The sequence below is a fragment of the Streptomyces roseofulvus genome (assembly GCF_039534915.1).
GTDB classification, from domain to species: domain Bacteria; phylum Actinomycetota; class Actinomycetes; order Streptomycetales; family Streptomycetaceae; genus Streptomyces; species Streptomyces roseofulvus.
In genome coordinates this window covers 2260812-2281760 of sequence record NZ_BAAAWE010000001.1, presented here as the reverse complement: position 1 = coordinate 2281760, position 20949 = coordinate 2260812, and the positions used below count along the sequence as shown (strand labels likewise).

The 20949-nt window shown below is 72.2% G+C and carries 19 protein-coding genes; 12 read left to right on the top strand and 7 right to left on the bottom strand.

The features are described from left to right. Positions 1-83 precede the first annotated feature (83 nt). The 6 genes from ftsZ (at position 84) to ABFY03_RS10480 (ending at position 4991) form a co-directional block, all read left to right on the top strand. Positions 84-1298, top strand: coding sequence for a cell division protein FtsZ (gene ftsZ, locus ABFY03_RS10505; RefSeq protein WP_346169750.1), 1215 nt, complete (start codon positions 84-86; stop codon positions 1296-1298). Further along, positions 1295-2029 carry a peptidoglycan editing factor PgeF gene (gene pgeF, locus ABFY03_RS10500; protein ID WP_346169749.1) on the top strand — a complete coding sequence of 245 codons (735 nt, stop codon included), beginning with the start codon at positions 1295-1297 and terminating at the stop codon, positions 2027-2029. The genes ftsZ and pgeF overlap by 4 nt, the downstream gene beginning before the upstream one ends. Positions 2030-2034: 5 nt before the next feature. Next, positions 2035-2754 carry a YggS family pyridoxal phosphate-dependent enzyme gene (locus ABFY03_RS10495; protein WP_319008118.1) on the top strand — a complete coding sequence of 240 codons (720 nt, stop codon included), beginning with the start codon at positions 2035-2037 and terminating at the stop codon, positions 2752-2754. Positions 2755-2876: 122 nt separating this feature from the next. Beyond that, entirely contained in the window at positions 2877-3497 is a 621-nt protein-coding gene (locus ABFY03_RS10490) for a cell division protein SepF (RefSeq protein WP_031007130.1), read from the top strand. 80 nt (positions 3498-3577) lie between these two features. Beyond that, entirely contained in the window at positions 3578-3868 is a 291-nt protein-coding gene (locus ABFY03_RS10485; RefSeq protein ID WP_189945168.1) for a YggT family protein, read from the top strand. 55 nt (positions 3869-3923) lie between these two features. Further along, the gene (locus ABFY03_RS10480) at positions 3924-4991 is read left to right on the top strand and encodes a DivIVA domain-containing protein (protein ID WP_031007135.1); all 1068 of its coding nucleotides are present in this window, start codon (positions 3924-3926) and stop codon (positions 4989-4991) included. Between the two features lie 170 nt (positions 4992-5161). Here the strand turns inward: ABFY03_RS10480 and ileS are convergent, their stop codons facing one another. Then, a complete protein-coding gene (gene ileS / locus ABFY03_RS10475; protein ID WP_319008119.1) occupies positions 5162-8305 on the bottom strand; it encodes an isoleucine--tRNA ligase in 3144 nt (1047 codons plus the stop codon). Positions 8306-8865: 560 nt separating this feature from the next. Here ileS and ABFY03_RS10470 point away from each other — a divergent pair. The 4 genes from ABFY03_RS10470 to ABFY03_RS10455 all read left to right on the top strand — a co-directional run bounded on the left by ABFY03_RS10470 (position 8866) and on the right by ABFY03_RS10455 (position 12134). Further along, positions 8866-9918, top strand: coding sequence for a TraR/DksA family transcriptional regulator (locus ABFY03_RS10470; protein ID WP_346169748.1), 1053 nt, complete (start codon positions 8866-8868; stop codon positions 9916-9918). 188 nt (positions 9919-10106) lie between these two features. Continuing rightward, on the top strand, positions 10107-10685 hold the full coding sequence (gene lspA, locus ABFY03_RS10465) for a signal peptidase II (protein ID WP_346169747.1): 579 nt from the start codon (positions 10107-10109) through the stop codon (positions 10683-10685). A gap of 43 nt (positions 10686-10728) precedes the next feature. Continuing rightward, positions 10729-11670 (top strand): RluA family pseudouridine synthase, encoded by a 942-nt coding sequence (locus ABFY03_RS10460; RefSeq protein WP_031007143.1) that lies wholly within the window; start codon positions 10729-10731, stop codon positions 11668-11670. Continuing rightward, positions 11667-12134, top strand: a complete 468-nt coding sequence (locus ABFY03_RS10455) for a GNAT family N-acetyltransferase (RefSeq protein WP_319008123.1) — start codon at positions 11667-11669, stop codon at positions 12132-12134. The genes ABFY03_RS10460 and ABFY03_RS10455 overlap by 4 nt, the downstream gene beginning before the upstream one ends. A 116-nt stretch (positions 12135-12250) precedes the next feature. Here ABFY03_RS10455 and ABFY03_RS10450 read toward each other — a convergent pair whose 3' ends face one another. Next, positions 12251-12439, bottom strand: coding sequence for a hypothetical protein (locus ABFY03_RS10450; protein ID WP_319008124.1), 189 nt, complete (start codon positions 12437-12439; stop codon positions 12251-12253). A 76-nt stretch (positions 12440-12515) separates the two neighbouring features. Between ABFY03_RS10450 and ABFY03_RS10445 the strand changes: the two genes are divergently transcribed. Continuing rightward, positions 12516-14102, top strand: coding sequence for a Na+/H+ antiporter (locus tag ABFY03_RS10445; protein ID WP_319008125.1), 1587 nt, complete (start codon positions 12516-12518; stop codon positions 14100-14102). Between the two features lie 47 nt (positions 14103-14149). Next, positions 14150-14731 carry a dienelactone hydrolase family protein gene (locus ABFY03_RS10440; protein WP_319008126.1) on the top strand — a complete coding sequence of 194 codons (582 nt, stop codon included), beginning with the start codon at positions 14150-14152 and terminating at the stop codon, positions 14729-14731. Between the two features lie 53 nt (positions 14732-14784). Here the strand turns inward: ABFY03_RS10440 and ABFY03_RS10435 are convergent, their stop codons facing one another. The 5 genes from ABFY03_RS10435 to ABFY03_RS10415 all read right to left on the bottom strand — a co-directional run bounded on the left by ABFY03_RS10435 (position 14785) and on the right by ABFY03_RS10415 (position 20864). After that, positions 14785-15783: a zinc metalloprotease gene (locus ABFY03_RS10435; protein WP_319008127.1), complete on the bottom strand. Its 999-nt coding sequence runs from the start codon at positions 15781-15783 to the stop codon at positions 14785-14787. Positions 15784-16080: 297 nt separating this feature from the next. After that, on the bottom strand, positions 16081-17730 hold the full coding sequence (locus ABFY03_RS10430; RefSeq protein ID WP_319008128.1) for an alkaline phosphatase D family protein: 1650 nt from the start codon (positions 17728-17730) through the stop codon (positions 16081-16083). A 199-nt stretch (positions 17731-17929) separates the two neighbouring features. Continuing rightward, positions 17930-18745, bottom strand: coding sequence for a DsbA family protein (locus ABFY03_RS10425; protein ID WP_319008129.1), 816 nt, complete (start codon positions 18743-18745; stop codon positions 17930-17932). 49 nt (positions 18746-18794) lie between these two features. Continuing rightward, positions 18795-19478: a hypothetical protein gene (locus tag ABFY03_RS10420; RefSeq protein WP_346169746.1), complete on the bottom strand. Its 684-nt coding sequence runs from the start codon at positions 19476-19478 to the stop codon at positions 18795-18797. 60 nt (positions 19479-19538) lie between these two features. Beyond that, on the bottom strand, positions 19539-20864 hold the full coding sequence (locus ABFY03_RS10415) for a DUF2252 domain-containing protein (RefSeq protein ID WP_319008141.1): 1326 nt from the start codon (positions 20862-20864) through the stop codon (positions 19539-19541). Between the last annotated feature and the right edge of the window lie 85 nt (positions 20865-20949).

The window sequence follows — 20949 nt, the reverse complement described above, 5'->3', positions numbered from 1 at the left end:
GACCACCCCATCGGCATCCGTCGTCGCGGCGCGCCAACCACCGCGCAATGACGACACGTAACTCGAGGCGAGAGGCCTTCGACGTGGCAGCACCGCAGAACTACCTCGCAGTCATCAAGGTCATCGGTGTCGGCGGCGGTGGTGTCAATGCCATCAACCGAATGATCGAGGTCGGTCTCAAGGGCGTCGAGTTCATCGCCATCAACACCGACGCACAGGCGCTGTTGATGAGCGACGCCGACGTCAAGCTCGACGTCGGCCGTGAACTCACCCGCGGCCTCGGGGCCGGGGCCAACCCCGCCGTCGGCCGCAAGGCCGCCGAGGACCACCGCGAGGAGATCGAGGAGGTCCTCAAGGGGGCCGACATGGTCTTCGTCACCGCCGGCGAGGGCGGCGGCACCGGCACCGGCGGCGCGCCCGTCGTCGCCAACATCGCGCGCTCGCTCGGCGCCCTGACGATCGGCGTGGTCACCCGCCCGTTCACCTTCGAGGGCCGCCGGCGCGCCAACCAGGCGGAGGACGGCATCGCCGAGCTCCGCGAAGAGGTCGACACCCTCATCGTCATCCCGAACGACCGCCTGCTGTCCATCTCGGACCGCCAGGTCTCGGTCCTCGACGCCTTCAAGTCGGCCGACCAGGTCCTGCTCAGCGGCGTCCAGGGCATCACCGACCTCATCACCACGCCGGGTCTGATCAACCTCGACTTCGCCGACGTCAAGTCGGTCATGTCCGAGGCGGGTTCCGCCCTCATGGGCATCGGTTCCGCCCGCGGCGACGACCGCGCGGTGGCCGCCGCGGAGATGGCGATCTCCTCGCCGCTCCTGGAGGCGTCCATCGACGGCGCCCGCGGTGTCCTGCTCTCCATCTCCGGCGGCAGCGACCTCGGTCTCTTCGAGATCAACGAAGCCGCCCAGCTGGTCAGCGAGGCCGCGCACCCGGAGGCCAACATCATCTTCGGCGCCGTCATCGACGACGCCCTCGGCGACGAGGTCCGGGTCACCGTCATCGCGGCCGGCTTCGACGGCGGCCAGCCGCCGGCCCGCCGCGACAACATCATCGGATCGGTCTCCGCCAAGCGCGAGGAGCCGGCCCCGGCCCCCCGCGTCACCGAGACCCCCCGCCCGCTCGGCGGCCTCGGCACGGTGACCCCCCGCGAGGAGCCCGCCGCGGCTCCGGCCGAGCCGGCCCCGGCCGTCGGCGAGACCCCGCTGCCGCCCGTCCCGCCGGTGGTCCCGCCGGCCCGCCCGTACACGGACAGCCCCGCCGAGGAGCTGGACGTGCCGGACTTCCTGAAGTGATAGGGCACCGCTTCACCACGAACGGCGCGCACTTCGCCTTCACCGACAGGTGGGGCGGGGTGAGCGCCGTTCCGTACGAGGAGCTCAACCTCGGCGGCGCCGTCGGCGACGACCCGGCGGCCGTCCGGGCCAACCGGGCCCGCGCCGCCGGGGAGCTGGGGCTCGACCCGTCGCTCGTCGTCTGGATGAACCAGGTCCACGGCGCCGGCGTCGCCGTGGTCGACGGACCCTGGGAGGGCGGCGAGTCCGTCCCCGCCGTCGACGCGATCGTCACCACCCGCCGCGGACTCGGCCTCGCCGTCCTCACCGCGGACTGCGTCCCCGTCCTCCTCGCCGACCCGGTCGCCGGGGTCGTCGCCGCCGCCCACGCCGGGCGGCCCGGCATGATCGCCGGGGTCGTCCCCGCCGCCGTCGCCGCGATGACCGGGCTGGGCGCCGAGCCCGGCCGGATCGCCGCCCGCACCGGACCCGCCGTCTGCGGCCGCTGCTACGAGGTCCCCGAGGCGATGCGCGCCGAGGTCGCCGCCGTCGAACCCGCCGCGTACGCCGAGACCTCCTGGGGCACCCCCGCCGTCGACGTCGCCGCCGGGGTCCGCGCCCAGCTGGCCCGGCTCGGGGTCACCGACGTGGAGGACGCCGGGGTCTGCACCCTGGAGTCCGCGGACCACTACTCGTACCGACGCGATCGCACCACGGGGCGACTCGCGGGATATGTCTGGTTGGGCAGGTAAGAGGCATGACGGACCGTAAGACCGAACTCGCGGAGAATCTCGCGCGGGTGGAGGAGCGGATCGCCGCCGCGTGCGCCGCCGCCGGCCGCCCCCGCGAGGAGGTGACCCTCATCGTGGTCACCAAGACCTACCCGGCGAGCGACGTGCGGATCCTGCACGGACTCGGGGTCCGGAACGTCGCGGAGAACCGCGACCAGGACGCCGCCCCCAAGGCGGCCGCCTGCGCCGACCTCGATCTCACCTGGCACTTCGTCGGTCAGTTGCAGACCAACAAGGTCAGATCCGTGGTGGGTTATGCCGATGTGGTGCAGTCCGTCGACCGGCTCAAGCTGGTCTCCTCCCTCTCGGCGGCCGCGGAGAGGGCCGGACGCGAGCTCGGCTGTCTGATCCAGGTCGCCCTCGACGCCGAGGCCGGCGGGCGCGGCGACCGCGGCGGCGTGTCGCCGGACGGGATCGAGGAGTTGGCGTCCGCCGTCGACGCGGCGCCCGGACTGCGGCTCGGCGGCCTGATGACCGTCGCCCCGCTCGTCGGCGCGTACGCGGGCAGGCAACGCGCCGCCTTCGACCGGCTGATGGATTTGTCGACTGCCCTGCGCGCGACCCGTCCGGCTGCGAACATGGTCTCAGCGGGCATGAGCGCGGACCTCGAGGACGCCATCGCTGCCGGGGCGACACACGTACGCGTCGGTACGGCGGTACTCGGAGTCCGCCCGAAGCTCGGGTAACGTCGCGAAGCAGGTCGGACCACAGCAGAAAATATGGTCATTCCGCGAACGGCGGGGTGACCCCGTGGATCGCGGGCACTTGGTGACGAGGCCGATCCACCACAGAGCGGAGGAATCGGAGCATGGCCGGCGCGATGCGCAAGATGGCGGTCTACCTCGGTCTCGTGGAGGACGATGGGTACGACGGGCGGGGCTTCGACCCCGACGACGACTTCGAGCCCGAGCTGGAGCCGGAGCCCGAGCGGGAGCGGCGTCACACTCCGCCGCGCCAGATCGAGCGCGAGGAACCGGTGCGCGTGGTCCAGCCCCCCGCGCCCCGGGAGCCGGTCGCCCACTCTGCCCCGGTACTCGCCGAAAGCGGTCGTCCGGCCCGAATTGCCCCCGTGGCATCCATCACACCCGAACGCCCGAGCCTGGAGAAGAACGCACCGGTGATCATGCCCAAGGTCGTGTCCGAGCGGGAGCCCTACCGCATCACCACGCTGCACCCCCGGACCTACAACGAAGCCCGTACCATCGGGGAACACTTCCGCGAGGGCACCCCGGTGATCATGAACCTCACGGAGATGGACGACACGGACGCGAAGCGACTTGTCGACTTTGCCGCCGGACTCGTCTTCGGGCTCCATGGCAGCATTGAGCGCGTGACGCAGAAGGTGTTCCTGTTGTCGCCTGCTAACGTCGATGTCACGGCGGAGGACAAGGCCCGGATCGCAGAGGGCGGATTCTTCAACCAGAGCTGAGAACGAAACCGGACGGACCGGTCGCGGAAGCGGCCGGAGCAAGCTGAGAGCACGAGAGCCAGGGGAGAGGGAACCGCGGGATGGGTGTCGCACTGCAGGTGGTCTACATCGCGCTGATGTGCTTCCTCGTCTTCCTGATCTTCCGGCTGGTCATGGACTACGTCTTCCAGTTCGCCCGTTCATGGGAACCCGGCAAGGCGATGGTGGTCGTTCTGGAGGCCACCTACACTGTCACCGATCCACCGCTCAAGCTTCTGCGGCGGCTCATCCCGCCGCTTCGTCTCGGGGGCGTGGCACTCGACCTGTCCTTCTTCGTTCTGATGATCATCGTCTACATCCTCATCTCCGTCGTGAACTCCCTCGCGAGGTGAGTGTGGACGATACGGTCCTGCCGACTGCCGACGACTACGTAGAGGTGAAGAAGAGATGCCGCTGACCCCCGAGGACGTGCGGAACAAGCAGTTCACGACCGTCCGCCTTCGAGAAGGCTATGACGAGGACGAGGTCGATGCCTTTCTCGACGAGGTCGAGGCCGAGCTGACCCGCCTGCTCCGCGAGAACGAGGACCTGCGCGCCAAGCTGGCCGCCGCGACGCGCGCCGCCGCGCAGAACCAGCAGCAGGCCATGCGCAAGCCGCCGGAGCCGCAGGACCGTCCCGTCGGTCCCGGCGCCCCCGTGCCCGCTGCCATATCCGGTCCGCCGGTCCAGCAGCAGCCGCCGCAGATGGGCCCGCCGCAGCTGCCTTCCGGCGCTCCTCAGCTTCCCGCCGGCCCCATGCAGGGCGGACCCATGGGTCCCGGCCCGATGCAGGGCGGTCCGATGGGTCCCGGCCCGATGCAGGGCGGCCCCATGGGTCACCCGCAGCAGCAGATGCAGCCGCAGCCTCCGCAGCAGCCCGGCGGCGACAGCGCCGCGCGTGTGCTCTCGCTGGCCCAGCAGACCGCCGACCAGGCGATCGCCGAGGCCCGCTCCGAGGCGAACAAGATCGTCGGCGAGGCGCGCTCCCGCGCCGAGGGCCTGGAGCGGGACGCCCGCGCCAAGGCGGACGCTCTTGAGCGGGACGCGCAGGAGAAGCACCGCGTCGCGATGGGCTCCCTGGAGTCCGCCCGCGCCACGCTGGAGCGCAAGGTCGAGGACCTGCGCGGCTTCGAGCGCGAGTACCGGACCCGTCTGAAGTCCTACCTGGAGTCGCAGCTGCGTCAGCTGGAGACCCAGGCGGACGACTCGCTGGCCCCGCCGCGGACCCCGGCCACGGCCTCGCTGCCGCCGGCCCCGTCCATGGCGTCCGCCGGTGCCGGTGCGCCGTCCTACGGTGGCAACGGTCCGATGGGCGGCGGCCCGTCCATGGGCGGTGCCCCGTCCTACGGCGGCCAGCAGCAGATGTCCCCGGCGATGACCCAGCCGATGGCACCGGTGCGGCCGCAGGCGCCGCAGCCGATGCAGCAGGCGCCGGCGCCGATGCGGGGCTTCCTGATCGACGAGGACGACAACTGAGGCCGCGTCTGGGCGTGCGCTGAGCACGTAGCCGTCGGCAGCCGAAGGGCCAGGACCTGGAGCCACGCTCCAGCCCCTGGCCCTTCGCCGTGTCCGGGCCGGGCGCACGGCCCGCGGCATGCGGAAGGGCCCCGCACTCCCCAGGGAGTGCGGGGCCCTTCGCGTGCGGGTCAGGCCTTGCGGAGGTGGAAGGTGAGCGCGAGGGGCTCGTCCGTGAAGGCGGGGCCGTAGCCGTCGGAGGGGGCGCCCTCCGCGTAGTCCGTGGACAGGACCTCGTCCGCGATCAGGTCCGCGTGGGCCTGGAGCGCCTCCGTCGTCTCCGGGGAGGTCGAGACCCAGCGCAGCGCGATCCGGTCGGCGACGTCGAGGCCGCTGTTCTTGCGGGCCTCCTGGATCAGGCGGATCGCGTCCCGGGCCAGGCCGGCGCGGCGCAGCTCGGGGGTGATCTCCAGGTCCAGGGCGACCGTCGCGCCGGCGTCGGAGGCGACCGACCAGCCCTCGCGCGGGGTCTCCGTGATGATGATCTCCTCGGGGGTGACGGTGATCGTCTCGCCGTTCACCTCCAGGGGAGCCTCGCCGTCGCGCAGGGCCAGCGCCAGCGCCGCGGCGTCGGCCGCGGCCACGGCCTTGGCGACGTCCTGGACGCCCTTGCCGAAGCGCTTGCCGAGGGCGCGGAAGTTCGCCTTGGCGGTGGTGTCGACCAGGCTGCCGCCGACGTCGGAGAGGGATGCGAGGGAGGAGACGTTCAGCTCCTCCGTGATCTGCGCCTGGAGCTCCGGGGAGAGCGCCGCGAAGCCGTTCGCCGCGACCAGCGCGCGGGAGAGCGGCTGGCGGGTCTTCACGCCGGACTCGGCGCGGGTGGCGCGGCCGAGCTCGACGAGCCGGCGGACGAGGGTCATCTGCTCGGAGAGGGTGCCGTCGATGAGGGCGGCGTCGGCCTCCGGCCAGCTGGACAGGTGGACCGACTCGGGGGCGTCCGGGGTGACCGGGACGACCAGGTCCTGCCAGACCCGCTCGGTGATGAAAGGGGTCAGCGGGGCCATCAGCCGGGTGACCGTCTCGACGACCTCGTGGAGGGTCCGCAGCGCGCCCTTGTCGCCCTGCCAGAAGCGGCGGCGGGAGCGGCGCACGTACCAGTTGGAGAGGTCGTCGACGAAGGCGGAGAGGAGCTTGCCGGTGCGCTGGGTGTCGTACGCCTCCATCGCCTCGGTGGCCTCGGCGACGAGCGTGTTCAGCTCGGAGAGCAGCCACCTGTCGAGGACGGACCGGTCGGCCGGGGCCGGGTCGGCGGCGGACGGCGCCCAGCCGGACGTACGGGCGTACAGGGCCTGGAAGGCGACCGTGTTCCAGTACGTGAGGAGGGTCTTGCGGACGACCTCCTGGATGGTGCCGTGGCCGACGCGGCGGGCCGCCCAGGGGGAGCCGCCGGCCGCCATGAACCAGCGGACGGCGTCGGCGCCGTGCTGGTCCATCAGCGGGATCGGCTGGAGGATGTTGCCGAGGTGCTTGGACATCTTGCGGCCGTCCTCGGCGAGGATGTGGCCGAGGCAGACCACGTTCTCGTACGAGGACTTGTCGAAGACCAGGGTGCCGACGGCCATCAGCGTGTAGAACCAGCCACGGGTCTGGTCGATGGCCTCGGAGATGAACTGGGCCGGGTAGCGGCTCTCGAACAGCTCCTTGTTCTGGTACGGGTAGCCGTACTGGGCGAAGGGCATGGAGCCCGAGTCGTACCAGGCGTCGATGACCTCGGGGACGCGGACGGCTTCGAGGGAGCAGCCCTCGGCCGGGCACGCGAAGGTGACGTCGTCGATGTACGGGCGGTGCGGGTCGAGCGCGGACTGGTCGGTGCCGGTCAGCTCGGTCAGCTCGGCGCGGGAGCCGACGCAGGTGAGGTGGCCCTCCTCGCAGCGCCAGATCGGCAGCGGGGTGCCCCAGTAGCGGTTGCGGGAGAGCGCCCAGTCGATGTTGTTGTTCAGCCAGTCGCCGAAGCGGCCGTGCTTGACGGAGTCCGGGAACCAGTTGGTGTTCTCGTTCTCCTCGAGCAGGCGGTCCTTGACGGCGGTCGTCCGGATGTACCAGGACGGCTGCGCGTAGTAGAGCAGGGCCGTGTGGCAGCGCCAGCAGTGCGGGTAGCTGTGCTCGTAGGGCACGTGCCTGTAGAGCAGGCCGCGCGCGTCGAGGTCGGCGGTGAGCGCCTCGTCGGCCTTCTTGAAGAAGACGCCGCCGACCAGCGGCAGGTCCTCCTCGAAGGTGCCGTCGGGCCGGACCGGGTTCACGACCGGCAGGCCGTAGGCGCGGCAGACCTTGAGGTCGTCCTCGCCGAAGGCGGGGGACTGGTGGACGAGGCCGGTGCCGTCCTCGGTGGTGACGTAGTCGGCGTTGACGACGTAGTGGGCCTCGGAGGGGAACTCGACGAGCTCGAAGGGCCGGTCGTACGTCCAGCGCTCCATGTCCTTGCCGGTGAAGGACTCGCCGGTGGTGACCCAGCCCTCGCCGAGGGCCTTGTCGAGCAGCGGCTCGGCGACGACCAGGCGCTCGTCGCCGTCGGTGGCGACGACGTAGGTGACCTCGGGGTGGGCGGCGACGGCCGTGTTGGACACCAGGGTCCACGGGGTGGTCGTCCAGACGAGGAGCGCGGCCTTGCCGGCGAGCGGGCCGGAGGTCAGCGGGAAGCGGACGAAGACGGAGGGGTCGACGACCGTCTCGTAGCCCTGGGCGAGCTCGTGGTCGGAGAGGCCGGTGCCGCAGCGGGGGCACCAGGGGGCGACGCGGTGGTCCTGGACGAGCAGGCCCTTGTCGAAGATCTGCTTGAGCGACCACCAGACCGACTCGATGTACGAGGGGTCCATGGTGCGGTAGGCGTCGTCCAGGTCGACCCAGTAGCCCATGCGGGTCGTGAGCTCGGCGAAGGCGTCGGTGTGGCGGGTCACCGACTCGCGGCACTTCGCGTTGAACTCCGCGATGCCGTATTCCTCGATGTCCTTCTTGCCGGAGAAGCCGAGCTCCTTCTCGACGGCGAGCTCCACCGGGAGGCCGTGGCAGTCCCAGCCGGCCTTGCGGGCCACGTGGTAGCCGCGCATGGTGCGGAAGCGCGGGAAGACGTCCTTGAAGACGCGGGCCTCGATGTGGTGGGCGCCGGGCATGCCGTTGGCGGTCGGCGGGCCCTCGTAGAAGACCCACTCGGGGCGGCCCTCGGACTGCTCCAGGGTCTTGGCGAAGACCTTGTTCTCCTGCCAGAAGTCGAGCACGGCGTGCTCGAGCGCGGACAGGTCGACCTGGGCGGGCACCTGGCGGTACTGCGGCGTGGTCATGCGGCGGACTCTCCTCCGGACGGACATTTCCTGCTTCCGTCGGAGGGACGAGAGCCGTGCTCCCGCGGTACCACCCTCCTTGGCCCCGGACGTGACCGTCCGAAGCCCCCTCATTGGGGTCGCGACACCGGGTCTAGTCACCGCGCTTCGTGGCACTCGTCCACGCGGCTTTCTTCCGGCAGCTCCGGGGTGATGCTTCGCATCGGGCTCGCCCCCGGGCTCTCACCGTCCCCGGGTCGCTCATGGCTCGCGTACGACGCTACTGGTCCCCATCGACGCCTCTCGCTGAGGCCAGTGTACGGGGCGCGGGGGCACCGGGCCGACCGGATTGCCGGTGACCCGAATGGCACAGGGGGCGGTCCGGGGTTCCCGGGGGCCATGTGGGGGAGCCGCCGGGCGGATAACCCGGCGGGGAGTTGGGCACCTCTTCCGACGGGTGCGCGCCGGGGGCCGCGGGGCGGGCGGAATGGGCGGCGTGCCCCGTTGCCGCGCGCCTTGGGCCGATTTATCGTCCCAGCACGATGCGCGAGCAAGATCACAAAATGTGAAGGGGCCGCGACATGGTGGCGAAGAAGACCGCCGCGAAGCAGTCCCCGGCCGCCGCCGGGGACCCCGGGTCCGCCGGTTCCCCGGGCGACCCCGGGGCCCCGGAGGGCGCGGCCGGCAAGCGGCGGACGGCGGCCCCGGCCCCGGCGCGCAAGGCGGCGCGGCGGACCTCCGCGCGGGAGGCGTCCGCGGACGAGGCGGCGGACGCCCCGGCCGCCGCGTCCGCCCCCGCGGCGGCGCCGACCGCGAAGAAGACGGCCGCCGAGAAGACCGCCGCGAAGAAGGCCGTCGCCAAGAAGGCGGCGGCGAAGAAGGCCGTCGCCAAGAAGGCGGCGGCGAAGAAGGCCGCCGTCGAGAAGTCCGCGGGGAGGAAGAACGCCGCAGAGGAGACGGCCGCCGCCGATGCCGGAGCCGAGAAGGCCCCGGCGAGGAAGGCGGCCGCGAGGAAGGCGGTGGCCGGGAAGGGGCCGGCCGGGGAGGCCGGAGGCGCCGACGGGGGCGGGGGCGGGGTCCAGGGGGCTCCGGAGGGGGAGAAGAAGTCCGTGAAGAAGGCCGTCGGCCGGAAGGCCGCCGCGAAGAAGCAGACAGGAGCCAGGACGGTGGCAGCGAAGAAGACCGCGGGTGGCGTCACGACCGCCGACGACGAGGCGGCCGTGCCCCCGGCACGGACCGGGGAGCTCGCGGTACGGCCCGGCGAGGACCCGTGGACGCCGGAGGAGGTCGCCGAGGCCCGCAGCGAGCTCCAGGCCGAGGTGCTGCGGCTGCGCAGCGAGCTGGCGCACTCCCAGGAGGAGCTGACCGGTCTGATGCGGGACTCCGGGGACGGCGCCGGCCAGGACGAGGCGGACACCGGCACCAAGAACATCACCCGCGAGCACGAGCTGGCCCTGGCGGCGAACGCCCGGGAGATGCTGGAGCAGTCCGAACACGCCCTGGAGCGGCTGGACGCGGGCACGTACGGCCTCTGCGAGGTCTGCGGCAAGCCCATCGGCAAGGCCCGCATGCAGGCCTTCCCGCGCGCCACCCTCTGCGTGGAGGACAAGCAGAAGCAGGAGCGTCGCGGCTAGTCCGTCTCCCGGGTGCGGTGGCGCCGCCGCGGCCGCACCCGGCGGACGACCCGGTCCGATCCGGCGCGAAGGGGCGGAAAGGCCCTGGCCCGGCGCGCGCGGGGCGGCGGTACGGACTGCCGGTCTCGCACGCCTGTGCCGTACCCTCGGTGCACGGTCAGGCAACGAGGTTCGAGGGACTCACTCACGTGGCAGAGGCGGAGAGCGTCATCGGTACGCCGGATTCAGCAGGGGCCGAGGACTCGGCCGCCCCGGAGGAGCGGCCCGAGGGGGCTCCGAGGGGCAGGCGGCGGATCGTCGCGCTCTTCGTGGTGGCCGTCCTCGCCTATCTGATCGACCTCGGCAGCAAGATCGTCGTGGTGGAGAAGCTGGAGGGCCGTGAGCCGATCAAGGTCATCGGCGATCTGCTCCGCTTCGAGGCGATCCGGAACCCGGGCGCGGCCTTCGGCATGGGCGAGGCGTTCACCATCGTCTTCACCTGCATCGCGGCGGCCGTCATCGTGGTGATCATCCGGCTGGCGCGCAAGCTCTACAGCCTGCCCTGGGCGATCGCGCTGGGCCTGCTGCTCGGCGGCGCGCTGGGCAATCTCACCGACCGGCTGTTCCGCTCGCCGGGGGCCTTCGAGGGCGCGGTGGTGGACTTCATCGCCCCGGCCCACTTCGCCGTGTTCAACCTCGCCGACTCGGCGATCGTCTGCGGCGGCATCCTGATCGTCATCCTGTCCTTCCGGGGCCTCGACCCGGACGGCACCGTCCACAAGGACTGAGCGGGCAGGACCGAGCACTCCCGGCACAAGGCATACTCGACGGGTGAGCACGAGTCCCGAGATCCGCACCCTGCCCGTTCCCGATGGCCTGGAGGGCGAGCGCGTCGACGCCGCCATCGCCCGTATGTTCGGGTTCTCCCGTACGAAGGCGGCCGAGCTCGCCGCGGCGGGGAAGGTCCAGGTCGACGGCGCCGTCGTCGGCAAGTCCGAGCGGGTGAGCGGCGGCGCGTGGCTGGAGGTCGAGATGCCGGGCGCCCCCGCGCCCGTGCAGATCGTCGCCGAGCCCGTGGAGGGTATGGAGATCGTCCACGACGACGACGACATCGTGGTGATCATGAAGCCGATCGGGGTCGCCGCGCACCCCAGCCCCGGCTGGACCGGCACCACCGTGATCGGCGGCCTCGCCGCCGCCGGCTACCGGATCTCCACCTCCGGCGCCGCCGAGCGCCAGGGCATCGTGCACCGCCTCGACGTCGGCACCTCCGGTCTGATGGTCGTCGCCAAGTCGGAGTACGCGTACACCTCGCTCAAGCGCCAGTTCAAGGAGCGCACGGTCGACAAGCGCTACCACGCGCTGGTCCAGGGCCACCCGGACCCGCTGAGCGGCACCATCGACGCGCCGATCGGCCGGCACCCGAACCACGACTACAAGTGGGCCGTGACCGCCGACGGCAAGCCGTCCGTCACCCACTACGACCTGATCGAGGCGTACCGGGCGGCCTCGCTGCTCGACATCAAGCTGGAGACCGGCCGCACCCACCAGATCCGGGTGCACATGTCGGCCCACCGCCACCCCTGCGTCGGCGACCTCACCTACGGCGCCGACCCGACCATGGCCAAGCGGCTCGGGCTGACCCGCCAGTGGCTGCACGCGGTCCGGCTCGGCTTCGAGCACCCGGGCGACGGGAAGTGGGTCGAGTTCGCCTCCACCTACCCGGCCGACCTCCAGACCGCGCTCGACCGCATCGAGGCGGAGAGCCGGTGAGCGAGGCCTACGCGGTCCGCGAGGCCGTCGGCGAGGCCGATCTGGAGGCGTGCTTCGCGGTCCGCCGCGCGGTCTTCGTCGAGGAGCAGGGCGTCCCGGCGGAGCTGGAGTACGACGCGTACGACGCCACCGCCGTGCACGTCCTCGCGGTCCGGGCGGACGGGCTGCCGCTGGGCACCGGCCGGCTCCTGCACGGGGCCGACGCCGCAGGGAAGACCGGCGGGGACGCCTCCGTGGGCTCGCTCGGCCGGCTCGCGGTCGCCGGGGCGGCGCGCGGCCTCGGGATCGGCGCGGCGCTGGTCCGGGCGATCGAGGACGCGGCCCGCGAGCGCGGCCTGACCGCCGTCGACCTGCACGCCCAGACCCGGGCCCTCGGCTTCTACGAGCGGCTGGGCTACGCGGCGTACGGCGGGGAGTTCCCCGACGCGGGGATCCCGCACCGGGCGATGCGTCGGGCGCTCTAGGAGCGGTGCCCCGGACGCGGTTCCGGACACGAGTGAGGGCCTGGTCCGGTGGGACAGGCCCTTGCCGTTTCCCGGGGCGGTTCGTGGCGCGCCCGGGCGTGGTGTCGAGGCGGCGGCTACTTCCAGGTGTGGCAGCCGTGCGGCCGCTCGGTGACGGGTCCGGTGCACTGGCCGCTCTGGCCTCCACCGTTTCCGCCGTCGGTGGGCGGGTGAGGTGCCGCCAGCGCGGCCGAACCGGCGCCCAGCACGCCCGCGACCGCGAGCACGAGGGCCGCGGCGCGGCGCCCGAGGGACTGCTTCAGCATGACTCCCTCCTCACGGCTGGTCGGAATGTCCCTTTTATGATAGGGCCTCGATCATCGACCGGCTCTAGGGGACTCCGTGGACCAGCTCGCCCTGCTGTTCTTGCTGCTGCTCGGGGCGGTGCTCACCGTGCCTCTCGGCGACCGGCTGGGACTGCCCGCGCCCGTCCTGATGACGCTCCTCGGGATCGTGCTGGCCCTCCTGCCGTTCGTGCCGAACGTCGACATCCCGCCCGAGTTCATCCTCCCGCTGGTGCTGCCGCCGCTCCTCTACGCCTCCGTGCAGCGCACCTCCTGGCGGCAGTTCGCGGCCAACCGGCGGCCGATCTTCCTGCTCGCCGTCGCCCTGGTCTTCGTCACCACGGCCGCCGTCGGCGCGGTCGCGGACGTGCTGGTCCCCGGCATCCCGCTGGCCGCCGCGCTCGCGCTCGGCGCCCTGGTCGCCCCGCCCGACCCGGTCGCGGCGACCGCCGTGGCCGGCTCGCTCGGGCTGCCCCGGCGGCTGGTGTCGATCCTGGAGGGGGAGGGGCTCTTCAACGACGTCACCGCGATCGTGCTCTACCACGTGGCGATCGCGGCGGTGGTGAGCGGCGAGTTCTCCTGGCCGGAGGCGCTCGGCGAGCTGGTCCTGTCGGCGGTCGTCGCGGTCGCCGTCGGCCTGCTGCTCGGCTGGGTCACCAACCGGCTGATGAGCTTCCTCGGCGACGCCACCCTCCAGACCGGCCTCACCCTCCTCGTCCCCTTCGTCTCCTACGTGGTCGCCGAGGAGCTGCACGGCTCCGGGGTGCTCGCGGTCCTCGTCACCGCGCTCTTCCTCGCCGAGTACGCGGTCGACGCCGACGACGTGATGGGGCGGCTCGCCGGGCAGACCTTCTGGGAGGTGGTCGACACCCTCGTCACCGGCATCGCCTTCGGCCTCATCGGCCTCGAACTGATCCATGTCTTCGGCGTCGCGGAGGGCCGGGCCGGCGAGATGCTCGGCTGGGGCGCCGTGATCGTCGCCGTGGTCGTCGGGGTCCGGCTGCTGTGGCTGCTGCCCGCCACCTGGCTGGCGAAGCGGCTGCACGACCGCGCGGACGTGGCCGAGGAGATCCCGATGAGCTGGCGGGAGACGGTCGTCATGTGGTGGTCCGGGATGCGCGGGGTGGCCTCGGTGGCGCTGGCCCTGGCCATCCCGCGGACCACCGAGGACGGTTCGCCCTTCCCCGGCCGGGACGAGCTGGTCTTCCTGGCCTTCTGCGTGATCATGGCGACGCTGGTCGTCCAGGGGCTCACCCTGCCCTGGCTGGTGCGCCGGCTCGGGGTGAGGGCCGACGCGGACGCCGAGCGGGCCTTCGAGCGGGAGCTGGCCGTGCGGGCCGCGAAGGCCGCCAAACGGCGCCTGAAGGAGATCGAGGAGGTCGAGGAACTGCCCGAGGAGCTCGCCGAACGGCTCCAGCGCGGGGCCTTCGACATCGGGGCGCGGATCAGCCCGGACATGGTGGACGACGAGCGGCGGGCCGCCTTCACGGAGCGGGCCGAGCGGGTGAGGAAGCTCCAGTCGATCCAGCGGGAGCTGATGTCCGCCGCCCGGCACGCCGTCCTCTCCGCGCGCAGCGAGCCGGGCGCCGACCCCGAGGTGGTGGACCGGGTGCTGCGCCGGCTGGACGTGCGCTCACTGCGCTGACCTGGGGGTTCCTGCGGCCTGACGGGGGCGGGTGGCAGGATGGCGGGATGGACATCATGCTTTTCCACTCGGTGTACGGGAAGCGCCCGGCCGTGGAGGCCGCCGCCGACCGGCTTCGGGCCGCCGGCCACCAGGTGTGGGTGCCGGACCTCTTCGACGGCTGGACCACCGACTCGGTGGAGGCGGCCACGGCGAAGAAGGACGAGATCGGCTCGGACGAGCTGCTGAAGCGCGCGGTGCTCGCCGCGGCCCCCTACTCGGAGCGCGGGCTCGTCTACGCCGGCTTCTCCTTCGGGGCCTCGGTGGCGCAGACCCTGGCGCTCGGCGACGAGAAGGCGCGCGGGCTGCTGCTCCTCCACGGCACCTCGGACCTGGCGCCGAACGCGTCGGTGGACGAGCTTCCGGTCCAGCTGCACGTGGCCGAGCCCGACCCGTTCGAGACGGACGACTGGCTGTCCGCCTGGTACCTCCAGATGCGGAAGGCCGGGGCGGACGTGGAGATCTACCGGTACCGGGGCGCCGGCCACGTGTACACGGACCCGGAGCTGCCGGACTGGGACGCCGAGGCCGCGGAGCGGACCTGGGCGATCGCGCTCGACTTCCTCGACGGGCTGGACGAGGAGCGCTGACGGGGACGGCCCCCGGGGGAGTCCCCCGGGGGCCGTTCGGGTGCGACGGGCCGTCAGGCGCGGTACGCGGTCCAGTGGTCGTTCATCCGGGTCACCTGGCCCGTGGTGAACTGGTACATGCACGCGTCGTACGTGTAGTCCATGAAGTTGTGGATCGGGTCCACGCCGGTCTTGGAGGCGCAGGAGTCGCGGCCGGTCGGGCACTCGTAGGCCGGGGACTTCTCGGCCGGGGTGTCGGCGACGTAGTCGCCGTTGCCGTTGCAGCCGCCCTGGAAGGTGTGGTACAGGCCCATCCAGTGGCCGACCTCGTGGGTGGCGGTGTCGCCCTGGTTGTAGTTGGCCGCCGAGCCGCCCGGCAGGGAGGCGTCGAGCAGGACCACGCCGTCCATGGACGGGTTGGACTGGTACGAGGACGGGAAGGTCGCCCAGCCGAGCAGGCCGCCGCTGAGGTTGGCGGTGTAGATGTTCAGCGCGTTGGCGCCGCCCTGACGGAGGGACGACTTCATGGCCTTCTCGGCGGTGGAGCCGGAGGCCAGGTTGTACCAGGAGGCGTTGTCCGTGTAGGTGGTGCCGGCCAGGGTGAACTGGAAGCCGGTGTTCACGTTGCCGGTGCCCTGGCCGCCGAAGGCCGCGTTGAGCACGTTCATCTGGTTGTTGATGTCCGTGGCGCTCAGCTTGCCCGTCGTGCCGCTGTGGACGACGTGGAAGTAGACCGGGATGGTGGCGCCGGCGGTGGCGGCCGTGGCGGAGAGGCGGCCGCTCGACTTCAGCGCCGAGAGCTTCTTGCTCAGGTCGGCGTCCATGGCCTTGGCCTGGGCGGCGGAGACCTCGTTGGGCTCGTGGGCGTGGGTGTCGGCGCCCTTCTCCTTGCGGGCGCCGGAGAGGGCCGCCGTGTCGTCGGCGCACTCCTCGGCGGAGGCGCCGGCCAGGGTCGGGGTGGCCTGGGCGACGACGGGGGCGGAGAGCGGCGTCAGGGCCAGGGTTCCGGCCAGGACGGCGGTGCCGAGTACACGACGTGAGGTACGCGGCGATATACGGACAAGAGCACGCACAGGTGACTCCTCGCGGGGGGTTGTGGGGAGGTACTTCCTCGCCACGGCGGGGAGATTACGCGTTCATGTCAGACACCGTTGAGCGGTGATCAGGCCCAATCAATCGGGGGACAATTGGGGGCATCGGGAAGAAAAAATGAGGCGGCTTCCGGAGTTTGAGACAGCGACGTAACGGAAGCTGCGCCGGAGGCGGGTGGTGTGTCCGGATTCGAGGCTTCGGGACCACCACCCGCCGTAGCCATGTGATCTTCCGTTAACACAAAGGATCATGGCTGAAAATCGACGGTGTAGCGGCGATCAGATGACCGGCTGGTACACCCGCTCGACGCGCTGCGTTCCGCTGAGCGTCCGGTAGGAGCGGGCCCAGGACGTGGTCGCGGCGGGATCCCGCTTGTCGGAGACCGTGTAGTAGTCCATCTGCGAGCGCTCGGCGGTCACGTCGAGGACGCCATACCCGTGGTGGTCCATGTCCACCCACTTCACATGCCGGTTGGCCGTCCGCACCGCGCCCGCGGCCACCACCGAGAGGGTGCCCGGAGCCACGTTCAGCAGGTCGTCGAGGTTGTCCGAGGTCACCGAGGTGACCACGAACTCGGTGGCCACCGAGGCGGAGAGCGGGTAGGTGGCCGCCTTCGCCGGCACGTCGTTGGCCCACGCCATGTGGATGTCGCCGGTCAGGAAGACGGTGTTCCTGATCCCCCGGGAGCTCAGGTGAGCCAGCAGCTCCTTGCGGTCGTCGGTGTAGCCGTCCCACTGGTCGACGTTGACCGCGATCCCCTCGGCCGGCAGCCCCATCAGCTCGGCCAGCGGCTCCAGGAGGTAGGCCGGCAGCGAGCCGAAGGCCACCGGCGAGATCATCACCGAGGTGCCGACCAGCTGCCAGGCGGCGTCCGAACCGGCCAGACCGGACTTCAGCCAGTCGAGCTGCGCGCGGCCGGTGATCGTGCGCTCGGGGTCGTCGACCGCGCCGGAGCCCGTCTTCGCCGGGGCGGAGCGGAACGAGCGCAGGTCGAGCAGGTGCAGGTCGGCCAGTCGACCGAAGCGGATCCGCCGGAAGACGGTGCCCTCCGTGGAGGCGCGGACCGGCATCCACTCGAAGTAGGCCCGCTTGGCGGCGGCGACCCGGGCGGCCCAGTCGCCCTCGGTGCCGGGCGTGTGGTTCTCGGCGCCGCCGGTCCAGGCGTCGTTGGCGAACTCGTGGTCGTCCCAGATCGCCACCATGGGGTGGGCCGCGTGCAGCGCCTGGAGGTCCGGGTCGGTCTTGTACCGGCCGTGCCGGGTGCGGTAATCGGCCAGCGAGACGATCTCGTGGCGCGGCTCGTGCGGCCGGACGGTGTCCCCGGCCTCCGGGTAGACCCCGCTCGCGTACTCGTAGATGTAGTCGCCCAGGTGCAGGACCGCGTCCAGGTCGGCGCGGTCGGCGAGGTGGCGGTACGCGGAGAAGTGGCCGGCCTCGAAGTTGGCGCAGGACACCACGCCGAAGCGGACGCCCGGCGCGGCGGCGTCGGCGGCCGGGGCGGTGCGGGTCCGGCCGGCCGCCGAGACCGCGGTGCCGGCGGTGAAGCGGAAGAAGTAGGCGGTGGCCGGGCGCAGTCCGCGGACGTCGGCCTTGACCGTGTGGTCGGCGGCGGCGGACGCGGTGGCCGAACCCGAGGCGACGACCCGGCTGAAGGAGCGGTCCTCGGCCACCTCCCAGTCGACGCGGACGTCCGCGCCGAGCCCGGAGCCGGGCACGGCCTCCGGGGAGGGGGTGACGCGCGTCCAGAGCAGGACGCCGTCGGGCAGCGGGTCGCCGGAGGCGACGCCGTGCAGGAAGGCGGGCGCCGGGGCGTCCGCGAGGGCCGGCGCGGCCGCGCCGAGCAGCGCGGGGGTGGCGACGGCGGTGACGGCGGCGGCCTTGACGACCGTGCGCCGCGTGGGGGCAGGAGATATGGAGTGACTGGTCACGGCCAGTCAGATTACTGACGGGTAGAAAAGGTTGACCCCGAAATCCGGAAAGTTCTCCCGGACTTCGCCCGCTGATCACGAGGTTTTCCGGAGTATCAGCCTCCGAATGCCCGGCTTCCCCGGAATCCGGCCCCCGGGCGGCTCCGGACGCCCGGCCTCCCCGGCCCGCGCGGGCCGGGGAGCGCACGAGGGGGGAGGGTCAGCCCGCGAGCAGCGGGGTGAGCGCGGCGTTGAACTCCTCGACCGTCAGCGGCGGGTTCTGCGAGCCCTGGGCGGTCAGCGTCTTGCCGTCCATCTTCAGCGTCGGGGTGCCGGTCACACCGCTCTCGTCGAAGGTCTTCGACATCTTCATCGCCCAGGCGTCGAAGGTGCCGTCCTCCACGTGCTTCTTGAAGGCGGCGTTGCCCTTCAGCGCCGGGACCGTGTCCGCGACCTCCAGCAGGTAGGAGTCCTTCGCGAACTTGTCCTCGCTCTCCTCCGGGTGCCACTTCGCGGAGTAGAGCGCCGCCTTGTAGTCGAGGAACGCCTCCGGGCTCACGTCGAGCGCCGCGCCCAGCGCCGACAGGGCGTTCTTCGAGCCCTCGCCCTTGTCCATGTTGTCGATGAAGGTCGCGCCGACGTACTTGACCTTGTACTTGCCGGCCTCGACGTCCTTCTCGACGGTGGAGCCGACCGACTGCTCGAAGGTCGCGCAGACCGGGCAGCGCGAGTCCTCGTACAGCTCCAGGGTCTTCTTCGCCGACGCCTTGCCGACGACGACGGTGGTGCCGTTCTCGCCCTCGGTGTTCTTCGGGGCCGTGATCGTCTTCGCGTCGGCGGCCGTCTCCCACGCGGTGGGCTGGTTGGCCTGGACGACCGCGTAGCCGATGCCGCCGGCCGCGGCGAGCACCGCCACGGCCGAGACGCCGACGATCAGCTGCCGGCGGGCCCGGTCCTTCTTCGCCTGCGCCTCGCGCTCGGCGCGCAGACGCTCGCGGGCGGCAGCCTTGTTGGCCTGGTTGTTGCGTGCACTCATGATCGTGAATCTCCGGAAGGGGAAAAGGGGGGAACGGGGGACCGAGCGCTCAGCCGAGAGCGAGGGATCCCCGCGGCGGCCCCCGCCGCCCCACGGAGTGCACGAGCAGCCGGGCCCGGGACGGGCGCGGCCGGAGCCGCGGGCGCGCAGGACCCGGCACGGCCGGACGGTCCGCGCCCGTCAGGGCCGCGAGGAGCTCCAGCGGCCGGAAGGCCGAGGCCGCCACCGCGCCGAGCAGCCGCGCCAGCGCCCGCTCCCCGCCGCGCAGCCAGCCGGCCGCCGAGAGGCCGACCAGCACATGGGCGCCGAGCAGCAGCCACGGCAGCGCCGGATCGGAGGAGGCGAGCACCGCGGCGGCCCCGCCGTCGGGCGCCACCACCCCGGGCAGCGGCGTGCCGACGGCCCCGCCGCACAGCACCTCGACGCCGAAGGAGCGCAGCGCGCCGGCGACCGGCCCGCCGGCGGGGCCGTAACAGACCGCCTGGCCGGAGGTGAAGAGCGTGTCGGCGGCCAGCTCCAGCGGCACGAGCAGCCCCGCGATCGGGCCGAAGCCGCGCTCCCGGCCGGCCAGCGCGTACGCCACGGCGAAGACGCCGACGGCGACCGGGACGACCGTGCCCAGCGGCAGCGGCACGCGCGAGAGCAGCACATGGGAGGCCACGGACAGCGTCACGACCAGTGCCGTGAAGACCGCCGCCCGCAGCGCCCTCAGCCGCGTCCCTGCCATGTCCATCGCCGACGAGTCTGCCACGCCGGGTCGTAAGGGGTCCCTAAGGAGGAGCTGTGGGCCCGGTCAGAAGCCCCGTATGCGCCCGTTCCTGAAGAGGTCCACGAAGATCTGGTGGTCGGCACGCGCGCGTGCCCCGTACGCGTGGGCGAACTCCACCAGCAGCTCCGTGAAGCCCTCCTCGTCGGCCGCGATCGCGCCGTCGATGGCCCGCTCGGTGGAGAACGGCACCAGCGAGTGGCCGCTGGACTCGTCCGCCGCCGCGTGCATGGTCGCGGTCGCCCGGCCCAGGTCGGCCACGGTCGCCGCGATGTCCTGCGGGTCGTCGATGTCCGACCAGTCCAGGTCCACCGCGTACGGCGACACCTCGGCGACCAGCTGCCCGGCGCCGTCCAGCTCCGTCCACCCCAGCCACGGGTCGGCGTGCGCCTGGAGCGCCCGCTGCGAGATCACCGTGCGGTGCCCCTCGTGCCGGAAGTAGCCCCGCACCGCCGGATCCGTGACGTGGCGCGAGACCGCCGGGGTCTGCGCCTGCTTGAGGTAGATCACGACGTCGTTCTCCAGGGCGTCGCTGTGCCCCTCCAGCAGGATGTTGTACGACGGGAGGCCGGCCGAGCCGATGCCGATCCCGCGCCGCCCGACCACGTCCTTCACCCGGTACGAGTCGGGCCGGACCAGGCTCGACTCCGGCAGGGTCTCCAGATAGCCGTCGAAGGCCGTCAGCACCTTGTAGCGGGTCGCCGCGTCCAGCTCGATCGCGCCCCCGCCGGCGGCGAAGCGGCGCTCGTACTCCCGTATCTCCGTCATCGAGTCGAGCAGCCCGAAGCGGGTCATCGCGCGGGCCTCGCGCAGCGCCCCGAGCAGCGCGCCGTCGGCGGTCTCCAGGGTGAAGCCGGGCACCTCGTCGCCCTTGGCGCCGGCGGCGAGGGCGTGGATCCGCTCCCGGTAGGCCGCCGCGTAGATCCGGACGAGGCGGGTGATCTGCTCGTCGCTGAGCGCCTTGGTGTACCCGAGCAGGGCGAGGGAGGCGGCGAGCCGCTTGAGGTCCCAGGTGAAGGGCCCCACGTACGCCTCGTCGAAGTCGTTCACGTTGAAGACCAGGCGCCCGTTGGCATCCATGTACGTGCCGAAGTTCTCCGCGTGGAGATCGCCGTGGATCCACACCCGGCCGGTCCGCTCGTCCAGGAACGGGCCGCCGTGCGCCTCCCGCTCCAGGTCCTGGTAGAAGAGGCAGGCGGTGCCCCGGTAGAAGGCGAAGGCGGATCCGGCCATCTTCCGGAACTTGACCTTGAAGGCCGCCGGGTCGGCGGCGAGCAGCTCGCCGAAGGCGGTGTCGAAGACGGCGAGGATCTGCTCACCGCGCTCGGCGGCGGCGGGCTGGGGGACCGGCATCGAGGGTGCCTCCTGTGCGGACTGGTCATGACAAATGGGGACAGGTGTTCCCTGACTCACAACGCGCGACGGTACCGCCCGGTGC

What these genes read in the sequence shown, in the direction of transcription:
- ABFY03_RS10495 (WP_319008118.1), top strand. Translation starts at nt 2,035, where the DNA reads ATGACGGACCGTAAGACCGAACTCGCGGAGAATCTCGCGCGGGTGGAG.
- ABFY03_RS10490 (WP_031007130.1), top strand. Translation starts at nt 2,877, where the DNA reads ATGGCCGGCGCGATGCGCAAGATGGCGGTCTACCTCGGTCTCGTGGAG.
- ABFY03_RS10485 (WP_189945168.1), top strand. Translation starts at nt 3,578, where the DNA reads ATGGGTGTCGCACTGCAGGTGGTCTACATCGCGCTGATGTGCTTCCTC.
- ABFY03_RS10480 (WP_031007135.1), top strand. Translation starts at nt 3,924, where the DNA reads ATGCCGCTGACCCCCGAGGACGTGCGGAACAAGCAGTTCACGACCGTC.
- ileS (WP_319008119.1), bottom strand. Translation starts at nt 8,305, where the DNA reads ATGACCACGCCGCAGTACCGCCAGGTGCCCGCCCAGGTCGACCTGTCC.
- ABFY03_RS10470 (WP_346169748.1), top strand. Translation starts at nt 8,866, where the DNA reads ATGGTGGCGAAGAAGACCGCCGCGAAGCAGTCCCCGGCCGCCGCCGGG.
- ABFY03_RS10450 (WP_319008124.1), bottom strand. Translation starts at nt 12,439, where the DNA reads ATGCTGAAGCAGTCCCTCGGGCGCCGCGCCGCGGCCCTCGTGCTCGCG.
- ABFY03_RS10440 (WP_319008126.1), top strand. Translation starts at nt 14,150, where the DNA reads ATGGACATCATGCTTTTCCACTCGGTGTACGGGAAGCGCCCGGCCGTG.
- ABFY03_RS10425 (WP_319008129.1), bottom strand. Translation starts at nt 18,745, where the DNA reads ATGAGTGCACGCAACAACCAGGCCAACAAGGCTGCCGCCCGCGAGCGT.
- ABFY03_RS10420 (WP_346169746.1), bottom strand. Translation starts at nt 19,478, where the DNA reads ATGGACATGGCAGGGACGCGGCTGAGGGCGCTGCGGGCGGCGGTCTTC.
- ABFY03_RS10415 (WP_319008141.1), bottom strand. Translation starts at nt 20,864, where the DNA reads ATGCCGGTCCCCCAGCCCGCCGCCGCCGAGCGCGGTGAGCAGATCCTC.